The following is a 19,602-nucleotide window of genomic DNA, read 5'->3' on the forward strand; positions in this document are numbered from 1 at the left end:
GGGAACGTGGCCTCGATAACTCAGCTCGTCAGGCGGTTCCTGGAGCGTCCCGGTTCGATCGACCGGACGCCGTTCGAGCGGACCGTGGCGGCCGCCGCGACCCGCGAGGACCGGATCCGGGAGCTCACCGAGCTTCCGGTGCCTTCGGTGGACGACCTGCCCGAGTTCTGTGCGATCGTGCGGGAGACCGCGCACCGCACGCTGGGTCTGCGGCCCTACGACGTGCAGTTGGTCGGCATGCTGGCCATGATGTCGGGAAACATCGCGGAGATGGCGACGGGCGAGGGCAAGACCCTGTCCGGTGCCATGGCCGCCGCCGGCTACGCCCTTCAGGGCAAGCGCGTCCACGTGATCTCGGTCAACGACTACCTGGCCCAGCGCGACGCCGAGTGGATGGGCCCGCTGTACGACGCGCTGGGTGTCTCGGTCGGCTGGATCGGCCAGAGCTCCTCGCCGGAGGAGCGCCGGGCGGCCTATGCCAAGGACGTGACGTACGGCTCGGTCAGCGAGATCGGCTTCGACGTGCTCCGCGACCGGCTCTGCACCGACGTCGCCGACCTGGTCGTGCCCGCGCCCAACGTGGCGCTGGTGGACGAGGCCGACTCGGTGCTGGTCGACGAGGCCCGCGTGCCGCTGGTGCTGGCGGGGAGCGCCGACCCGGGCGGTGCGGTGCCGGAGATGGCCGCGCTGGTCCGCCAGCTGGTCAAGGGCTACCACTACGAGCTCGACGACCAGGCGCGCAACGTCCACCTGACCACCAAGGGCATCGACACCGTCGAGCAGGCGCTGGATCTGGACCTCTACGACAGCCCGTCCTCCCTGACGGAGGTGAACCTCGCCCTGCACGCGCACGCCCTGCTGACCAAGGACGTCGACTACATCGTGCGCGACGGCAAGGTGCAGCTGATCAACCCGTCACGGGGCCGGGTGGCGATGCTGCAGCGCTGGCCCGACGGCCTGCAGTCGGCGGTGGAGGCCAAGGAGGCGCTGTCGCCCTCGGAGACCGGCGAGATCCTCGACTCGATCACCGTCCAGGGCCTGATCACCCGCTACCCGGAGAAGTGCGGGATGACCGGCACCGCGGTCGCGGTCGGGGACCAGCTCCGGGAGTTCTACGACCTCAAGGTGGCCGTGGTCCCGTCCAACCGGCCGTGCGTGCGGATCGACGAGCCCGACCGGCTGTTCGAGTATCGGATGGAGAAGGACCACGCCCTGGTCGACGAGATCGTCGAGGTGCACGCCACCGGGCGGCCGATCCTGATCGGCACCCTGGACGTGGCCGAGTCCGAGCGGCTGGCACTGACCCTGAGCGGGCGCGGGCTGGACTGCGTGGTCCTCAACGCCAAGAACGACGCGGAAGAGGCGGCGATCATCTCCGGGGCCGGAGAGCGCGGCACGATCACGGTCTCCACCCAGATGGCCGGGCGCGGCACCGACATCCGCCTCGGAGAGGGCGTCGACGAGCTCGGCGGCCTGTACGTCATCGGCTCCGGCCGGCACACCAGCAGCCGCCTGGACGACCAGCTCCGCGGGCGCGCGGGACGCCAGGGCGACCCCGGCGGCTCGATCTTCTTCGTCAGCGGCGAGGACGAGCTGATCACTCACTACGTGGCCGACGAGTACGCCAAGGGCGTTCCCGAGCACACCCTCGTGGGCCACGCCCAGCGGGTCGCCGAGGGCGTCAACATGGAGATCCACCGCAACACCTGGCGCTACACCCGCCTCCTCGAACTCCACCGGAGCCTGGTCCTCGACCTCCGCGACAAGATCCTGCGCGGCCACTCGGCCGGCGAGGCCCTGTCGGCGGGCGCCCCGGAGCGGTGGTCGGAGCTGGAGGAGACCGTCGGCGAGGACGTGCTGCACGAGGCCGCCCGGCAGATCGTGCTCTTCCACCTCGACCACTCCTGGGCCGACCACCTGGCCGACCTGGCCGACCTCCGCGAGGGCATCCACCTGCGCGCCCTCGGCCGCCTCAGCCCGATCGACGAGTTCAACAAGGAGGCCAAGGCCGCCTACCAGCGCATGCTGGCCGAGACCGAGTCGCGCTCGATCGCCACCTTCGAGACCGCCTCGATCACCGCGGACGGCCTCGACCTCGACGGCGCGGGCCTCAAGCGCCCCACCGCCACCTGGACCTACCTCGTCCAGGACAACCCCTTCGGCACCGAATGGGAGCGCATCCTCAACCGCCTCACCACCAAGGTCCGCCGCCGCTGACTCCGTCGTGCGGAACGGAAGCGAGAGGAATCCGGGCCACTCTGTAAGGAGTGGCCCGGCGCCGGTCTTCATCGTGGGTTCGGAACACCGACCTGGAACGGGCCCGCCACGGCCTGCCCCTCACTCCTTAAGTCGATCATCGGGAGTAAAGCGATGGTCCATTCACCATGAGCTGACGGGACACCGCCCCTGAGCGGGGGACCGACCGGCGCGCCATCGACGGTCGAACGGGCGGTGGATGCGTTTCCGGGTTGTAATCACGGGCTCGCGATGGGCGCCGAAGAAGAGGACGCGCGATCCCCTGCGTCGCGGTGGTGATCTACCTATTTCCCACGCGGGTCCTCAACTCCGGACCCGTTTTCGCCCTTGCGCACAGCCATCATCGTGAGCTGCGGGGGTTTCCAGCCATTCGGCTCACCCCGTTCCGGATATATCTTCTACGTCGTGCACGCCGTACTAGCGCGACCGGTAGGCGTCCGCCCGATGCTGGATGGTGATCACCTGGACCACGATCCGGCCATCGTCGATCAGATACAGAACCCGGTAGTCGCCTCGACGTGCGGACCATTGAGGGGCGAGAGGTTCGTCGAGGGGTTTGCCCACCCGATGAGGGTCGTCCAGCAGCGGCCCGGTGATGAACTCCCAGACCGCTGGCACGACCTTCGCCGGCAGGCGTTCGGCGAGGTCCTGCTTGGCACGGCGGGTGAGGTGAAGTTCGTACCTCTCACTCACAGACGGCCGGCCCGGCGTAGCTCGGCTTCCACCTCTGCCTGGGAGTGGACACGTCCCGATTCCAGGTCGGCGAGTCCCTCTCGGATGGCCGCCACCGTTTCGGCGGAGGCGAGGATCTCGATCATCTCGCGCATGGTCTCGTAGTCGTCCGCGGCCAGCAACACGGCCGCGGGCACGCCGTTGCGAGTGATCTCGAATCGTTCGTGTGTGCTGACGGCGGACTCGATGATGCCGGACAGTCGGGCACGGGCGTCGGCCAGAGGAAGAACTGTCATGTACATAATTATAGCCAAAATGAACGGACTGCGGTTCGCGGCCCCGGTAGTCCGGGTACCGTGCCGACCGTACGGAAAGATGATCATCTTTCCGTACGGTCGGGCCTTCCTCGGCAAAATCGTGTGACGACCGTCAGCCGGTGAGCTGGGCGTGCAGGCGGCGGGCGTGCCGTACCAGGCCGCTGGCCCGCGGCCGGGCGGCGAGCCGCGCGATCTCCGGCAGCTCGCCTCGCGCCTGCGCCCACCCGGCCACATCGGCGGCGAGGGCCACCAGCCGGGTGTGCGCGGTCGTGGCCCGCCCGCCCGGTCCTGGCAGGTAGGCGGGCAGCAGCCCGGCCATCACCCGCCACACCCCCAGGTGTGCGCCCTGCCGAGCCGCCTCCCGCAGCGCGGTCGTCGCCTCCGCGGGGGATTCCCCTCTGTGGCGGAGCAGCACCGCCAGCTGCCTGCCCACCTCCTCGCCCGGCAGCCCCCCGGAGGCCGCCAGCCACAGCAATGGCGACACGGCCCCGCCCTCCGGCCCACCGCACAGGTAGTGAGCGAGCATGAACGCGATGCCCTCGCCCCCCGGGCCTTCGGCGATGGCCAGCGCGGCCAGATCCTTGCGGGAAGGCTTCCAGTCGGGCGCGTAGGACAGCAGCCTCTGGACGGCGTACGCGGCGACCACCTCCCGGTGAGCGGGCAGCACGGCGAGGAGGCCCTCGCACGGCTCCTCCCACCTCTGGTAGGCGAGCACCTTGTCGAACACCGCCAGACCCGTGGGCTCGGCGGTGACCCCGGGCACGATGCGGATGTTGCCGTCGGTGGTCTCCCAGCGCAGGGTGATCCGGGGCTCGGCGGGGCGGGCGGTCATCCAGCGGACGGCGGCGCGACCCGCCTCACCGGTCAGCAGGAGGGCCCGCTCGACGACCTCGGCGGGCACCGTACGGGACAGGCGGAGCAGCGCCTGCTGCAGGTCGACGGAGAGCGCCTCGACGCCCGCCCGCTCGTACCCTTCCAGTCTTTCCACCAGCTCCGCGGCGTCCAGACGGCCGTTGACATGGGTGGGTGTGGCCAGCAGGTACGGCGGCAGCCTCCCGTCCATGAGCGCCTGGTACGTCTCGGCGAAGCGGATAAACGGCAGGAGCCGGCCTGCCGAGCACTGCTCGTACTCCGGCACCCGTTCCTGAACCGTCCTGGGCCACCTCGATCCGGCCACCGCCTTCCGCTCCGCACCCGGGTCGGTCAGCTCCTTGGCCATGGCCGCCGCCCACTCCCCGAGGTCCCACCACGGCGCCGACTGGTAGCGATCATCTCCGAAGCCCGCGGCGACGGGCGCGAGCGCGCCGGTCAGCGCGGCGCGGTCATGCGCGGCCAGCCGGACGAACCCGTCCAGCCAGCGCTCGGCGCTCCGCCAGTCGTACTCCGACCACCTGCAGCGCGTCAGCGCGTCGGGAACGAGGATCGGAGACGGCATGCGGGCCGGCTCGGGCGCGGGCAACAGCGGCTGGGGCGTGAACGGATCCGGGTCCGGCTCGGCGGGCACCGCCTCGCCGCCGAAGGCCGCGGCGAGAAGGGCACCCTCCTCAGCGGGGAGCAGGGCCACGGCGTCGCGGATCATCTCGGCGCCCGGCGAGGTGAACCGCCCGGCGTGTTTGACGGCCAGTCTTACGGCATGCTCCCGAGCCTCGGCTGACGTGCAGACGAAGGCGGTGGTCAGGGCGGGGGCATAGTCGTCGAGGTCTCCTCGGTGGTCGCGGACGAGCCGGTCGAGCCAGGCCAGTCCGGCCCGCACCAACCTGCCCTCCGCGCGGAAGAGCAGTCCCTCCACCGCCTCGCCCATCTCCTCCGGTTCAAGGGGTCCGAGGCTGCGCAGGTGCTTGAGCGCCAGGTCGGCGACGTTGGCCGGCGCGGCGGGCAGCAGCCGCAGATAGTCGCGCCGCCGCGCGGCCACCTCCTCGGCCGGATCGAGCTGATCGTGCAGGCGGACGAAGAAGCGCAGGTCGGCGGCGGATCCGCCGCGCAGGAAACGGTTGAGACAACCGTCGAGCAGCACCTCACGTCCCACGCGGCCCTCCTGCGCGAGAGCGCACAGCGCGGCCGGCCAGGCATCCTCATCGCGTAGCGCCCTGCCCACCCCCTCGGCCTCGAATAGACGGGGCAGCATCGCGTCGAACAGCGGATCCTCCCTCAGCCCCGCGGCCGTGGGCGTGGGCGTGGCCGCGATCCAGGCGGCGGTGAGCGGATCGTGCGCGGGCGGCTCGGCCCCGGTATGGCGCAGCAGCTCCAGTGCCAGCCTGATGGTCTGGTCGACCTCGGGGCGCAGGCCGCGCAGCCGCAGTGCCACGCGGGCGGCCAGGTCGGCCTGCCATTCGGCGGGCCGGCCGGAGATCGCCTGGAGGATCGGCGCCACGTCGTCGACCTCGTCCGACCGCCAACGCTCGAAGTCGCGCCGGTTCAGCCAGGAGACCACGGCGGCGACTCCGGCGATCGTGCCCGCTCCGGCGACGCGCATGGGTTCGATCCATCGGCTCTCCAGCCGGCGCGTCCAGTGCTCGGATACGCCCCACATGTACGACGCGTGGTGCTCGTCCCAGCCCTGCTGCTCCTTCTCGCGCAGGTACTCGGCCCGCCGGGCCTGCCGCCCCCGCTCCCACTCCGTCTCCCGCTTCCTGTCCTTCTCCTCTCCCAGCCGGCGCGCGACCGGCAGGTAGCCGGGCAGCTCGCGCGCCACCTCGCGCCGCTCCGCCTCGCCGAACCCGGCTACCAGCGCCGCCACCGCGACGGCGCTCTCGGCGTCGATCGCCCTGCGGACCGCTTCCCATGCCGCGCTCACGCGATCACCTCCGCCTCGGCACGAGCGGTGGCGGTGGCGGTGGCGGTGGCGGTGGCGGTGGCGGTGGCGGTGGCGGTGGCGGTGGCGGTGGCGGTGGCGGTGGCGGTGGCGGTGGCGGTGGCGGTGGCGGTGGCGGTGGCGGTGGCGGTGGCCGCGAGAGCGTGCCCTCCGGAGGAGCCGGAATGGTCGCGAAGCGCCGTGGCGGTCCCACCGAACGAGAGGGACCGCGAGAAGAACAGAGCCATCTCACCTCCGGCCGGGTCGGAGGGATCGGCGTAGGAGCACGCCCGCACCATATTCGTCATGATCGCGACCATAGAGCCACCCACCGACAGTCGGAGATCCCGGAACGGGCCCGACCTCGGGCGAGAGCCGTGCCGCGTGAAGCCGCCGTAACCCAGCAGCACAGCGGGCCGGCGGCGCCGGTGTCCGAGCCGGGCAGTGCCACAGCCTCACCGAAGCGAAACGCCACCACGACTCGTCATCGCAGACTTAGGATTTGCTACCCCGAATAGGCATTTATCATAAATAATTCATGGCATTCAAGCATTTTTGACTAGTATCTGCATATTCTATGAGCACAAGATAACATCATGGTACGCATAACGTGGACGGTAATGGTTTCACCATGGCCCGGCCGGTTATCGTGTAGTGCGTGACCAGCACCAGCGTGTCCCGGCCAGTCGGCGAACTTCTCCGCCAGTGGCGGGAACGTCGGCGGATGAGCCAGATGGATCTCGCAATCCAGGCCGACATCTCCACCCGTCACCTGAGTTTCGTGGAGACCGGCCGGTCAAAACCCAGCAGGGAGATGATCCTCCACCTCGCCGAGGAGCTGGAGCTCCCCCTCCGCGAGCGCAACCATCTCCTGCTCTCCGGCGGGTTCGCACCGGTCTACTCGGAGACCCCGCTCAACTCCCCGCACATGGCATCGGTCAGGGAGGCCCTGGGCCAGGTGCTGAGCGGACACCAGCCGTACCCCGCGGTGGTCGTCGACCAGCGCTGGAACCTGGTGGACCGCAACTCCGCCACCGGCCTGCTGCTGCGCGGGGTCGCACCGGAGCTGCTCGTCCCGCCGGTCAACGTGCTCCGGCTGAGCCTGCACCCCAAGGGGATGGCCCAGCGGATCACCAACCTGGGCGAGTGGCGGGCCCACCTGCTGCACCGGCTGCGCCGCCAGATCAGTCTCACCGCCGATCCCGACCTGGCCGCGCTCTGGCGCGAGCTCGTCGACTACCCCTGCGACCAGCCCGAGCCCGAGATAGAGCGGCCGGGACCCGGCGACATCGTGATCCCGCTGCGACTCCGCCGCGGCTATCGAGAGCTCGCCTTCTTCAGCACGATGGCCACGTTCGGCACCCCGCTGGACATCACCGTCGCCGAGCTGGCCATCGAGGCCTACTTCCCGGCCAACCCCGAGACCGCCGCCTACCTGCAGCACCAGCACCACCCGGACTAGTGGTCGTCCATCCGAGAGTCACGGCCGCTGTCGGCGGCGCTGCTCCATGGCGCCGCCGGCAGCGGCCGGGTGTCAGACCGCTTCCAGCTCGATCATTGTGAAGCTGAGACCTGTCGGGGTGACCGAGACCCGGCGCCATCTCGAGGCGGCGAACAACGCATCGAATTCGGGCAGGTCACGCTCTTGGCCCGGCGACATGGCCAGCATGTGCATGTCGGCGAGCGGTCCGGCGTCCGGGGCTCCGATCTCACCGATCACGTTCTCCACGACCACGGCACGGGCTCCCAAGCGGGCGGAGGCACGGCAGTTGCGCAGGATCCGCACGCACTGCTCGTCCGACCAGTCGTGCAGCACCGCCTTCAGCAGATACAGGTCGGCTGCCGGGACGGCTTGGAAGAAGTCACCGCCGACGGCCTCGAAACGGTCCGCCACCCCATCCTTCTCGGCCTCCTGCCGGGCCGTGGCCGCGTTGACCGGCAGGTCGAGGTTCAGGCCGCGCAGCGCCGGGTTCCTCTGAAGGATGCCGCGTACGAGTGCTCCGGTGGCGCCGCCGACATCCACCGCGACCGAGACGTTCGTGGTGTCGATCGTCGCGGCCACCAGCCGGTTCAATTGGTCGGTGACGCCCGCCAGCGCGGCCGAGAACAGCGCGGCCTCCTCGGGCCGTTCAGCCAGATAGGAGAAGAAATCGGTGCCCAGCACCGCCTCGATCTGAGTACCGCCCTTGCGGACGGCCTCGGGCATCCGCTCCCAGGGCCGCCAGTGTGACGGGCCGGCCCAGACCAACGCCAGTTCCCGCAGCGTGTTCGGCACTCCCGACCGGAGCAGCTCGCTCATCGGCGTCCCCGAGAACCGGCGATCACCCTCGTAGGCCACCAGGCCGAGCGACGCACAGGCCCGCAGGAGCCGGTATGTGGTGCGCGGGTCGCTGGACTCACGCTCAGCGATCTCTTCCGCGGTCAGTGACTCCGTGGCGAGATGGTCGGGGATGGAAAGGTCGACCGCCGTACGGACGATCTGACTCACCCAGTAGCCACTGATCATCTGCATGAGGGTGCCGACGACGGCCGGGGCCTCGGTTTCGCCCGCCGAAGAGCTCACGGTCTCGGTCATGGGTTGATCACGCACCTTGTTGTCTCGCACATCGGTCATGAGCGCTGAGCTCCTTGTTCTTCCGGGGGCTCGGGGACCGAGGCGACGCCGTTCATCGCGTGGCCTCGGGTGATGTCCGGTCAGCTCGGCCAGGGCGAGCCGACGATGCGCTCGACCGTCGTCACGCGCTGGAAGCCGGGGATGAAGTGCTCGAGCACGTCGGAGTTCACGGTGCCGTTCGTGGTTTCGGGGCGGTTCTTGAGCCCGTCGACGTAGGCTCGCAGAAACTCGTTCTTGAAGTCCCCTCGTGGGTGGACGGCGAGGATTTCGCCCAGCTGATCGTGTTCCAGTCCGTCCAGGCCGAAGCCGAGCACGTCGGTCAAGACGCCGAGGTACGTGGTCGCGATTTCCGGGGCCATCCGGTCGGGGATGCCCGGCGTGGTGTGCAGCGCGATCGCCGTCCAGACGGTCTCGGCGGCGGCCGTCGAGAAATCCCGGTCCAGAAGGAACTTGCGCGCGTGGTCGGCGCCGTCGACTTCGAAGCGCTGCTCGACGTCGGAAAAGGGGGCCAGGAGACCGGTGTCGTGGAACATGGCCGCCAAGTAGAGCAGCTCCGGGTCCGGCTTCACGCCGAGCCGGTGAGCGTGAATCAGGCCGAAGAGGAAGACCCGCCGGGAGTGGTGGTAGATGAGGGGGTCGGTCGTCTCCTGGATGAGCCTGGTCGCTTCGGCGACCGCCGCCGTCTCAGGAATCTCCAACCCTGCGATGATCTCTGACATGACCTCTGGCCTTCTGGGAAGTGCGTTGGCTGTGGACAGTGTGTCCGACGTTCATGCTGCCGACCGGCCGGCGTGCGGCGCCGCCTCCGTCCGGCCAGGAATCACTTAAATCCGGACAGGGCGAAATCGCAGCCGTGTGCTCCACCACGTCGCGCGGCCGGGTCCGGCGCGTGGCCCGCGACGTCGCGTCGTCCGTCACAGCCGGTTCCGCGCGATGCCCGGTGTCGGGTTCATCGCGTGAGTCACCCGGGCATCGGCTGCGGCACGAGGATTTCGCAGATCAGGCGTTTGCGACGGCTCCGGGCCGGTTGAGCAACCCCGCCCACGAGGATCCCGGTAACGGTGTGCTAGCAATGAACGGTGTCCATGCCTCCTGCGTCACCGACCCGACGGCGGTCGGTGCCGCCGGGGTCCGGCTGGTCACCGCGCGGGTCCGGCTCCGGAGGGGCAGGAGTCGTGAACGCCGCCCCCCACTCCGTCGCGATCCTCGTCTACGACGGAGTGACGTTGCTGGACGTCGCCGGTCCCGCGGAGGTGTTCAAGGAGGCGAACCGGTTCGGTGCCGACTACCGGATCGTGCTGCTGTCGCCGACCGGTGCGGACATCACGTCGAACATCGGGGTCCGGATCGCGGTCGACGGCGCTGTCTCCTCGCAACCGGCTTTCGAGACGTTCTTGGTGGCCGGGTCCGACCGCTATCCGCGCGCCCATGTCCCCGGCGACCTGGCGGACGCCGCGCGGATACCGGCGGCTGTGGCCGGCCGGATCGCGTCGATCTGCACCGGGGCCTTCATCCTCGCCGCCGCCGGCCTCCTCGACGGCAAGCGCGCGACCACGCACTGGCAGGTCACGCACGAGCTCGCCGCCCGGTGTCCGACGTGCCGCGTCGAGCCCGACGCGATCTACGTTCGCGATGGCACCACGTACACGTCGGCAGGGGTGACGGCCGGCATCGATCTGGCGCTCGCTCTCGTCGAGGAGGACCACGGGCCCGACCTGGCGCGCGACGTCGCCCGCGCCTTGGTGGTGTACATGCAGCGTGCGGGCGGCCAGTCCCAGTTCTCGGCGCCGCTGCAAGGACCGCCGCCCCGCTCGCCGGCTCTCCGCACAATCACCGACCTGGTGACGGCGAACCCCTGCGGGGACCACTCCCTCGGCGAACTCGCGAAACACCTCAGCATGAGCACCCGGCACCTCACCCGGCTTTTCCACGACGAGCTGTCCACGACACCGGCCCGCTACGTGGAAAACATCCGATTCGACATGACCAGGGCACTGCTCGACCAAGGACACACCGCGACGCAGGCCGCGACCCTCGCCGGGTTCCCCAGCTACGAAAGCATGCGACGGGTTTTCGCCAGGAAGCTGTCGATCAGCCCCGCCGCCTACCAGCGCCGGTTCAGCACGGCCCGCCGCGCCAACGCGGGTCGGTAGTGCTTTGTCGAGCCGGTGTGCCGGGGCGGAGTGGGTAGGCGCATGCCCTGCCTGCCACCGGACGGTGAAACCGTTACGCCGCAACAGCCATCGACAGACCTGACAGAGCACTACCGGCCGCTCCGCGCCCCCGGCCAGGAGCGGCACCCGTACAAACCGGTCAGGATCCGGAGCCACCGACGCTCCCGTCCATCGGGCCGGACCCCGTACGGCACCGGGTGGGTCAGGCCGCGGGTGCGAGCAGTGCGGTGATCAACGAGGCGGCCGTGGCCCTGAGCCGCTCGGGGTCCTGGTAGACGCGTTCCATGACGACGATCCCCCGGGTCATGGTGACCAGCACCCGCGCCGCCTCCGCGGGGGGGATGGTGAGCCGCGGGCGGGCCTCTTCGGTGGAGAGCCGCTCCCGGAGGAGCCGTTCGAGATTGTCGAGCAGATCGCCCAGCGCGGCGCGGATGCGCTCCCCCTCGGCTCTCGTGTCGATCGCGGTCTTGGTCGTCAGGCATCCGCGTGTGGGAATTCCGCTGGTCATGGATGCGATGGTGACGTCGAAGAAGCCGCTGAGGGCCTGGTCGACGGTCTGATCGGCGAGCACTTCGGCCGCCTCGGCCAGGAACTGGTCGGCGTAGCCCTCGAAGGCACGCAGGAACAGGGTCTCCTTGTCGTGGTACGCGTTGTAGAGCGATCCACGCTGGACGCCCGAAGCAGCCGCGAGGTCCTGCATGGACGTCGCCCCGTAGCCCTTGAGCCAGAAGACCTCCCGGACACGGTCGAGGGCGTGCTTCTCATCAAACTGACGCTGTCCGACCATCCCATGAGCCTAAATTATGTTTGACATACATGTCAATGTATGCAAGCTTGTCAAACATGACAGTTGTGTCAAACATAACGATGACTCCTCGTCCTGAAAGGGCCTTTCGATGAGCCTTCCCCGCCTGGACCTGCACGGACGCCGCGCCCTCATCACCGGGGCGGGCAGCGGAATCGGCCGCGCCCTGGCCTTGGAACTGGCCTCCCGCCACGGCACGCTCGCCCTGACCGGCCGGCGTCCCGAGCCTCTGGCCGAGACCGCGGCGCTGGTCGCCAAGCACGGCGGCACCGCCCATACGATCACCGCCGACCTCGCCGCCGACGGAGAACCCGAGCGCGTGGTCGCGGAGACCGTCACCGCGCTCGGCGGCCTCGACATCCTCGTCAACAACGCGGGAAACGTGCGGGCCGGGGTGCTCGACGACATCGACGTGGCCGACATACGGGCCATGATCCAGCTCAACCTGGTCGCCCCCATACTCGCGACCCGGGCGGCGCTGCGGCACCTGCGCGCCGCCGGCGCCCGGCACGGGCACGCCGCCGTGATCGGCATCGCCTCGGCCTCCGCCCTGGTCGGCTCTCCCTTCTACGCCACCTACGCGGCCACCAAGGCCGGTCTCACCAGGTTCGACGAGGCGCTGCGCCGCGAACTGATCGGCAGCGGCATCCACGTCGCCACGGTCTACCCCGGCCCGGTCGACACGCCCATGATGGCCTCGACCAACGCCGGCTCGGACCTGGGCTACGGCCTCCGTCCCGTCAACGAGGTGGTCGCCGAAATCGTGGCCGGCCTCGAGGCCCGTCACATCGACATCGACACGCAGGTGCCCGAACGCCTCGCTCTGCAGGAGCTCAACGCTCGCGACCCGCTCGCCGTCGATGCCGTCCTCGCGCCGAAGCTCGGCCAACTCCGAGCCGCCGTCAGCACCCATCGCAGTATCTGACCCGACGTCACGGAGCGGCGCACCCGGCGCTCCGCCGAACCCACCGAGCTCACCCGACGAATACGAGCCCGCCGGCTATCGCGACCGGACACCCCCGGCCGTGCCCCTGAACGGGCCTCGGAGCGGCTCCGGCAAGACCGATCTCGTGTGGCACATGACGCCGGGAGCGGAGCCGTACTTCGGTGATAATCTGCCCGGACCTCCTCCCTTGTCGCGCGGGCGGGAGCACGGGTGGGTAGCTGGTTCGCTAGGGAGATCGTGGCGACGGGCAAGCTCCGGCTGTTCTGCTTCTTCGTTTTTTTCATCGTCACGTTCGTGTTCATCCGGATCAGCGTGCGCCTGATCCGCGCCCAGGTGAAGTGGTGGCCCGGAAACGTGGCGCCCGGCGGCACGCACATCCACCACGTCGTGTTCGGCCTGGTCTTCATGTGCGTGGGCGGGATCAGCGGGCTGTCCGTGGAGGACAACACCTCGATCTCCGCCGGCCTGCTCGCCGCGCTCTTCGGCATCGGAACCTCGCTCGTGCTGGACGAGTTCGCGCTGGTGCTCCATCTCGACGACGTCTACTGGAAGGAGCAGGGCCGCCTGTCGGTGGACGCCGTCTTCGTCGCGATCGCGCTGTGCGGGCTGGCCCTGCTCGGCGTGAGCCCGCTGGAGCTCAGCGACGCGCTCACTCCCGACGTTGAAGGCGATCTCCCGTCCACGGGCATGATCGCCCTGTTCGTCGGCAGCAACCTGCTGTTCTCCCTGGTCGCCCTGGGCAAGGGGAAGATCTGGACCGGCCTGCTCGGGATCTATCTCACCCCGCTGGCTCTGATCGGGGCCATCCGGCTGGCCCGCCCCGGTTCGCCCTGGGCGCGGCGTCGTTACCGACCGGGCTCGCGGAGGTTGCGCAGAGCCGAGTGGCGGGAGCGGAGGATCCGGGAACCGGTCGAACGGTGGAAGGTCAGCCTCCAGAACTTCGTGGCGGGACGCCCGTCGATCAAGCAGTGAACCGGCCCATGCGTGGGGGTACGGCGACGCCGTACCCCCACCCACGTCAGGCGGGCGCCTCGACCCCGGACTTTTCGGGACCGGGCGTCCCAGCACCGGGCTCCTCGGAATCAGACGGCCCGGCGCCGGATCTCTCAAGCCCGGCTTCCCCGGCACCGGACGTCCCAGCACCGGACTCCACGGAGCCGGACAGCCCAGCGGCAGGTCCCCCGGAGTCAGGCATCTCAGCGTCCGGCTTCCCAACGCCCGGCGCTCCGGCGCGGGACGCCTTGACGCGGCCGAGTACGACGTCGAGCACGAGGAAGGCGAGCAGCGAGATCCCGAGCAGCGGCAGGAACAGTCCCACGGCGATCACCACGGCCGCCAGGGGCACGGCCACCGTCCAGGGCAGCCGTCGCAGGTCGCCACGCCTGTAGGGAGTGCCGAAGCCGCGGGTCGGACGGCGCAGCCACCACATCCGGTAGCCCAGCACGATGACGGAGATCAGTCCGATGGCGAGCGCCGCCAGGAGGATCTGGTTGGCCAGGCCGAACAGCAGCCCCATGTGACCGTCGATGCCCCAGCGGGTGAGCTTGGCCCCGATGGGGAAGTCCGCGAAGCGCAGCTCGCCGGTGACCTGGCCGGTGGCGGGGGCGACCGCCACCTGGTCGTTCCGCTGCGGCCAGTCGCGGTCCATCTCCTTGACGACGTAGTCACTCCCGGGCTTGCCCGGCCAGACGATCTCCAGGGGCCCGGACAGTCCCTTGCCCGCGGCTGCCCGGATGGCCTGGTCGACGTCGACGGGCTGGGTGGAGCCAGGACCGGCGTGGTCCCCGCCGGCGTGGTCGGCGTGGTCGCCCGCGGAGGTGGGGAGCGCCGGGGTGGACCAGTTCAGCGCCCTCTGGATCACATCGACGTTCACTCCGGCGTACTTCGACCAGGTCAGTCCGGTGGCGGACAGGAAGAGCAGACCGATCACCGCCCACAGGCCGACCGAGCCGTGCCAGGAGAGCGTCCGCCTCCGGCCGCGGACGCCGCGCTCGGGCGCGACCAGCCGGCGCAACCGCCGGCCGTTCCGGCGGCGGCTCAGCCAGAGCAGCAGCCCGCCGAGTGCGACGGCCCACAGCCAGCTGGCGGCCAGCTCGCTGTAGATGCGCCCCGGCTCACCCAGCTGCAGATGGCGGTGGAGGGTGGAGATCCAGGTTCGCACCGGCAGCGCGCCGGAGCTGCCGTAGCTCTCCAGGGCTCCCCTGACCTCGCCGGTGTAGGGGTCGACGAACACCGCCAGCCGGGTGCTCTCGGCGAGGCCCGGCACATCGAGCAGAACCTGGGTCGTGCCCTCGGGCTCGTCGGCGGTCCGTACGGCGTTGACGGTGCCCTCGGGGTGCGCGGACGTGGCGGCGACGACCTGCCGCGCGAGCGGCAGCCTCTCCTGCCCCGCCGGGACCGGGACCGTCAGCTCGTGGGAGTAGACCACCTTCTCCACCTGGTAGGAGGCGGCGTAGAGCAGGCCGGTCGTCGCCGCGACCAGCAGGAAGGGTGCGATGAGGATGCCCGCGTAGAAGTGCAGGCGGAGCAGGAGCGAACGCAGGACGGGCCAGGTGGAGGGCCCTCGGGATGAGGAAGGGGAAGACGGCTCAGGGAAGGACGGCTCAGCGGTGGGCTGAACCTCGACGTCGGACGTCATGGGAGGTTCTCCGTTCACTGGGGGCGCGCACGGTGAAAGGCACGCGCCACCTCGGCGAGTGGTTCATGAGAAAGGCCGTCCGCGAGGGCGCGGCGGCACTCGGGCCCGCGGGCCCGATCAGATGACGGAGAACGCTCCCGGCGGCCCACGCCGGGAGACGGCCGCGGCGAGCAGCCGGGTGACGAAGGAGACGCGGTCGTCGCCCCTGGCGGGAGGTGCGACGGGGTGCGCGATGGCGGGTGCCCGCCACACCAGGAGGGTGAGGACCGAGGCGACGAGCAGGCGCAGGAGGACGGCCAGGCCCGACTCCCCGCGCTCCAGCCAGTAGGCGGACAGCAGTCCCGTCGCGACGTGCACCAGCAGCATGAACAGGCCCACGGACAGACCGCCGCCGTGCGGGTGCTCAAGCTGCGGCGGAGCCATTCCGGCGGAGAACCAGAGGTGCAGGCCGTACTGCGTGGCGAAACTCGCCCCCATCAGCGCGCCGAACCCGCGCTGCCGCCGGGCGAGGAAGTACGCGCCCACCGCGACCGGCGGCATCGCCCCGGCCAGGACGCCCGGAGCCACCGGGGCGCCTTGGGCCAGCACGTGCATGGCCATCGACGCCGTCACGCACACGACCGCGAACACCGCGGCGCGCAGGAGACGGAGGGCGTGCATGGGGCAATGGTGGCAGAGAACGGCGAATCTGCCAGCCCCTTGATCTTCTTGGCAATATGCATTAATACCGGTTGATCCTCCGCTGAGGATCGCTTAAGGCGCTCGAAACGCCTCGCGGAACGGACTCGGCCGCGCCTGTCCCGCGAGAAACTCCAGGTCCGCCCATCAAGCCCGGCGGGGATGCCGAAGGTCCCGGAGGGAATCCGGGACCTGGGCGGCAGCGAAGTCGTCAGGGGTTTACTCGCGGGCTCCGATGGTGTCGGCGGGGCGGCCTCGGAGGGCGAAACGGGCAGGGACGCTGGTGGCGGCCACCGCCAGGATCGCCGCCCCCGCGACGATCAGGGCGTAGGTGAGAGGGGAGGCGTAGGGCAGGGCGGAGCCGGTCATGCCGGCGCTGAACGCGGAGATGGTGACCAGGGTGGCGACCGTGCCGAGGAGCACCGAGACGGCGACCACGGACAGGGTCTCCAGGCGGAGCATCCGCAGGATCTGGCGGCGGGTGGTGCCGACGAGGCGGAGCAGGGCGAACTCGCGGGCGCGGTCCGAGGTGGCCATGGCGAGGGTGTTGACGACCGCGATGAGCGTGAACGCGATGATCAGGCCCATGGCCACGTAGTTGATCTCGGCGCCGGCCTGCTCGCGCTCGGCCGCGACGGTCGCCTGGTCCGCCACCATGACCCCGGGGAAGTTCCGCAGGGCCTTCGCGAGGCCGGCGGCCGAGGATCCGGCGACGAGCACGGTGTCGCTGAGGGGATTGTCGACGTGGGCGGCCACCAGGCCGCGGGCCAGGGTGAGGTCGCCGAAACCGAGGTTGCGGGTGTAGGTCGCGATGACCTTCAGCGTGGCGGGCGTGCCGTCGCCGAGCGTGAGCCCGATCCGGTCGCCGACCTTGAAGCCCAGCTTCTCGCTGACCGCCACGGTGTCCTCGCCCAGGAGGCCGATCGAGCCGGAACGCACGCCGAGGCTCATGGTCCGCTCAAGCCCGGCCGGGGTGACGGCCTGGACTCCGTACTTGGCGAGACCGATCCGGACCGTGGTGTGCAGGACCTCGGTGACCGCGGTGACCCCCGGCGCCTGCCGTACGGCCTCGGCCGCGGCGGCGGGCACGTGCGGCCCGAGCACGTGGGCGGCGCGGGTGCCGTCGCGCAGCTGGCCGGCGGCGGCGTGACCCGTCGTGTCCTGGACGAAGAGGATCGTGCAGGTCATGGTCACCATCAGGGTGAGCGGGGTGACGACGGAGGCCAGGCGGCGGGCGCCGGTGCGGAGGTTGGCCGCGGCGAGGTAACCGCCGGCCCCGGAGGCGCGGAGCAGCAGGGCCGGCACGGCGACGAGGATCCGCGCGACGACGGGACCGAGCAGGGCCACGGCGACCGTCCAGATCAGGGCCGTCAGCATCGTGACCGGGCTGGACGCGGCCTCGGAGGAGAGCGTGGAGAGCACGATCGTGAGGATCACGCCGCCCGCCACGCAGACCAGCCCGGCCAGTACGCGGACCACGGGCAGGCGCGCCGGGCCCAGCGCGGCGTCGCCGAGCGCCTCGACCGGCCTGACGCGTGCCGTACGGCGGGCCGAGACGCGAGCGGCGGCCCAGGCCGCGGCAACGGTGGCCGCCACCGCGACGACGATGGGGAACGGGCTCACGACCAGCTCCAGGTTGACCGGCATCGCGCCGAGCGCGACGAACCTCCCCCGCAGCCAGAAGGCGAGCCCGGTGCCGAGGGCGGCGCCGATCGCTCCGGCGGGAAGGCCGATCAGCAGGGCCTCGCCGCCGATCATCTTCCTGATCTGCCCGGGGGTGGCGGCGACGGCCCGGAGCAGCGCGATCTCGCGAAGGCGTTGCTGGATGGAGAGCGCGAACGTCCCGACCACCACGATGATCGCGACCAGCAGCGAGGTGCCGCCGAGCGCGCCGCCGAGGCTGATCAGCTTGATCCGTGCCTTGTCCGCGTTGAGAAACTCCAGCGGACCGCGGGCGTCGCCCGTGTGGGCCACCGCGGCGGCACCCCCAACCGTGACGGGGGCCTGCGCGGAGGCGCCCTCCGCCCCGGCGGCCGCTCCCACGGTGCCGCTCCGCGCGGCGGCGGGATCAAGCGCAGGAGTGTTCTCCACCCCGGTATCCGTCCGCGCCGCGCCGCTCCGCGCGGCGGCGGGGTTCGGTGCGGAGGCGTCCTTGAGCGCGGCGGTGACATCCACGGCGGGAAAGACGCCGATCGCGCTGACCAGGCCGGGACGACCGGCCAGGCGACGGGCCTCGCCGGTGTGGAAGAACAGCGTGGGCTGGTTCTCCAGCGCCTGCGCGGTCACGCCGGCCACCCGGTAGACGCGTGGCTCGGCGGTGGACTGGATCGTGACGCGGGATCCCGTGCGAAGCCCGGCGGCCGCGTCGGCGACGACCTCGTCGTCCGCCTTCGGCGCCCGGCCTTCGGCCAGGGTGAAGGGGGTGAGGGCGGCGGACTCCCAGCCGTGTCCCAGGAAGAGGACCGATGCCGTGGGGGCGCCGATCGGGGCCGAGGTCGTGCTCCCGGAGGCATCGCGTCCCGCGGCGGTTCCGGAGGACACCCGGGCGACAGCGGTCGTGCTCCCGGAGGCGTCACGTCCCGCGGCCGTTCCGGAGGACACCCGGGTGACGTAGGCGGGGAAGGTCACCTCCGGGACGACCGAGGTCACTCCGGGCACCGCCCGGAGCCTGTCGGCCAGTCCGGCCGCGATCCACGCTCGCTCGGCGATGGGCTTGGCCTTGACCTTGACCTTGTCCTCGGACTTGCGGATCGTCTCCCGGACGTTCTGGTCCCCGGCGACGACCACCGGGGTTCCGGCGTAACGGGCGGCGGCGATGGTGCCCCGCAGGCCGGTCTCCAGCAGCATGCCGAAGGCGCAGACGAGCGCGGCGGCGCAGAGCAGCGCCAGGAAGGCTCCGGCGAAGGAGGCCTTGCGGTGGCGCAGGTTGTGCAGGGCGAAGGAGATCATCAGACGTACGCCCCCAGCCGGGTCATGCGCTCGGCGACCATGTCGACGGTCGGGGCGGTCACGGAGTCGACGATGCGGCCGTCCGCGAGGAAGAGGACGGTGTCGGCGTAGGAGGCGGCGATCGGGTCGTGGGTGACCATCACCACGGTCTGCCCCAGGCCGTCCACCACCTCGCGGAGCAGGGCCAGCACGTCGCGGGCCGTCATCATGTCCAGGGCACCGGTCGGCTCGTCGCCGAAGACCACCTCGGGGCGGGCCACCAGGGCCCGGGCGATCGCGACCCGCTGCTGTTGCCCACCGGACAGCTGTGCGGGCCGATGGTCCGTGCGGCCGGTCAGCCCGACCCGCTCGACGATCCCCCTCAGCCAGGCCTCGTCCGTTCTCACCCCGGCCAGCCGGAGCGGCAGCGTGATGTTCTGCGTCACGGTCAGCGACGGCACCAGGTTGAAGGCCTGGAACACAAAACCGATCCGCTCCCGGCGCAGTTCGGTCAGCTCGGTCTCGTTCATCGCCGACAGCTCGGTGTCGCCGAGCCGTACCGACCCCGAGGTCGGCCGATCCAGGCCCGCCGCGCAGTGCAGGAACGTGCTCTTGCCCGATCCGGAGGGGCCCATCACCGCGGTGAAACTGCCCTTCGGGATGCCGATCGTCACCTCGCGGAGGGCGGCCACCGCGCTCTGCCCCCTGCCGTAAACCTTGCTCACCACGTCCAGACGCACCACGTTGTTCATGGGTACGAGTCTTCTGATCACGCGGTCGCCG

16 protein-coding genes are annotated in these 19,602 nt (G+C 70.6%); 5 read left to right on the forward strand and 11 right to left on the reverse strand.

All coding sequences use genetic code 11. The features are described from left to right. The first annotated feature begins 6 nt into the window (after positions 1–6). Complete coding sequence (gene secA2, locus DKM19_RS37195; protein ID WP_369986823.1) at positions 7–2,217, forward strand: accessory Sec system translocase SecA2; 2,211 nt, start codon at positions 7–9, stop codon at positions 2,215–2,217. Between the two features lie 456 nt (positions 2,218–2,673). Here the strand turns inward: secA2 and DKM19_RS37200 are convergent, their stop codons facing one another. From DKM19_RS37200 to DKM19_RS37215, 4 genes are all read right to left on the reverse strand, one after another. Then, positions 2,674–2,949: a type II toxin-antitoxin system RelE/ParE family toxin gene (locus DKM19_RS37200; RefSeq protein ID WP_110702386.1), complete on the reverse strand. Its 276-nt coding sequence runs from the start codon at positions 2,947–2,949 to the stop codon at positions 2,674–2,676. Next, positions 2,946–3,224, reverse strand: a complete 279-nt coding sequence (locus DKM19_RS37205) for a type II toxin-antitoxin system Phd/YefM family antitoxin (protein ID WP_239513790.1) — start codon at positions 3,222–3,224, stop codon at positions 2,946–2,948. The genes DKM19_RS37200 and DKM19_RS37205 overlap by 4 nt, the downstream gene beginning before the upstream one ends. A gap of 133 nt (positions 3,225–3,357) precedes the next feature. Continuing rightward, the gene (locus DKM19_RS37210) at positions 3,358–6,039 is read right to left on the reverse strand and encodes a DUF6493 family protein (RefSeq protein WP_110702391.1); all 2,682 of its coding nucleotides are present in this window, start codon (positions 6,037–6,039) and stop codon (positions 3,358–3,360) included. Next, entirely contained in the window at positions 6,036–6,344 is a 309-nt protein-coding gene (locus tag DKM19_RS37215) for a hypothetical protein (RefSeq protein WP_162641153.1), read from the reverse strand. The genes DKM19_RS37210 and DKM19_RS37215 overlap by 4 nt, the downstream gene beginning before the upstream one ends. Before the next feature lie 350 nt (positions 6,345–6,694). Here DKM19_RS37215 and DKM19_RS37220 point away from each other — a divergent pair, with 350 nt between their 5' ends. Then, on the forward strand, positions 6,695–7,498 hold the full coding sequence (locus DKM19_RS37220; RefSeq protein WP_204358402.1) for a helix-turn-helix transcriptional regulator: 804 nt from the start codon (positions 6,695–6,697) through the stop codon (positions 7,496–7,498). A gap of 72 nt (positions 7,499–7,570) precedes the next feature. Here DKM19_RS37220 and DKM19_RS37225 read toward each other — a convergent pair whose 3' ends face one another. Both DKM19_RS37225 and DKM19_RS37230 read right to left on the reverse strand, forming a co-directional pair. Continuing rightward, positions 7,571–8,650, reverse strand: coding sequence for a methyltransferase (locus tag DKM19_RS37225; protein ID WP_204358403.1), 1,080 nt, complete (start codon positions 8,648–8,650; stop codon positions 7,571–7,573). Between the two features lie 80 nt (positions 8,651–8,730). Then, on the reverse strand, positions 8,731–9,369 hold the full coding sequence (locus DKM19_RS37230) for an HD domain-containing protein (RefSeq protein ID WP_110702394.1): 639 nt from the start codon (positions 9,367–9,369) through the stop codon (positions 8,731–8,733). 456 nt (positions 9,370–9,825) lie between these two features. On the opposite strand from DKM19_RS37230, the gene DKM19_RS37235 reads away from it, so the two are divergent. After that, entirely contained in the window at positions 9,826–10,803 is a 978-nt protein-coding gene (locus tag DKM19_RS37235; protein WP_110702396.1) for a GlxA family transcriptional regulator, read from the forward strand. A 223-nt stretch (positions 10,804–11,026) separates the two neighbouring features. Here the strand turns inward: DKM19_RS37235 and DKM19_RS37240 are convergent, their stop codons facing one another. After that, positions 11,027–11,611, reverse strand: coding sequence for a TetR/AcrR family transcriptional regulator (locus tag DKM19_RS37240; protein WP_110702398.1), 585 nt, complete (start codon positions 11,609–11,611; stop codon positions 11,027–11,029). 109 nt (positions 11,612–11,720) lie between these two features. On the opposite strand from DKM19_RS37240, the gene DKM19_RS37245 reads away from it, so the two are divergent. Continuing rightward, positions 11,721–12,554, forward strand: a complete 834-nt coding sequence (locus DKM19_RS37245; protein ID WP_204358405.1) for an SDR family oxidoreductase — start codon at positions 11,721–11,723, stop codon at positions 12,552–12,554. Between the two features lie 231 nt (positions 12,555–12,785). Next, positions 12,786–13,547 (forward strand): hypothetical protein, encoded by a 762-nt coding sequence (locus tag DKM19_RS37250; protein WP_110702400.1) that lies wholly within the window; start codon positions 12,786–12,788, stop codon positions 13,545–13,547. 46 nt (positions 13,548–13,593) lie between these two features. Here DKM19_RS37250 and DKM19_RS37255 read toward each other — a convergent pair whose 3' ends face one another. The 4 genes from DKM19_RS37255 to DKM19_RS37270 all read right to left on the reverse strand — a co-directional run bounded on the left by DKM19_RS37255 (position 13,594) and on the right by DKM19_RS37270 (position 19,571). Beyond that, the gene (locus tag DKM19_RS37255) at positions 13,594–15,213 is read right to left on the reverse strand and encodes a PepSY domain-containing protein (RefSeq protein ID WP_110702401.1); all 1,620 of its coding nucleotides are present in this window, start codon (positions 15,211–15,213) and stop codon (positions 13,594–13,596) included. Positions 15,214–15,330: 117 nt separating this feature from the next. Further along, on the reverse strand, positions 15,331–15,873 hold the full coding sequence (locus tag DKM19_RS37260; protein ID WP_110702403.1) for a hypothetical protein: 543 nt from the start codon (positions 15,871–15,873) through the stop codon (positions 15,331–15,333). A 237-nt stretch (positions 15,874–16,110) separates the two neighbouring features. Next, positions 16,111–18,840, reverse strand: coding sequence for an FtsX-like permease family protein (locus DKM19_RS37265; protein WP_239513792.1), 2,730 nt, complete (start codon positions 18,838–18,840; stop codon positions 16,111–16,113). After that, positions 18,840–19,571, reverse strand: coding sequence for an ABC transporter ATP-binding protein (locus DKM19_RS37270; RefSeq protein ID WP_110702405.1), 732 nt, complete (start codon positions 19,569–19,571; stop codon positions 18,840–18,842). The genes DKM19_RS37265 and DKM19_RS37270 overlap by 1 nt, the downstream gene beginning before the upstream one ends. Positions 19,572–19,602: the final 31 nt, after the last annotated feature.

This window comes from Streptosporangium sp. 'caverna' (assembly GCF_003203775.1).
In the GTDB taxonomy this organism is placed as follows: domain Bacteria; phylum Actinomycetota; class Actinomycetes; order Streptosporangiales; family Streptosporangiaceae; genus Streptosporangium; species Streptosporangium subroseum.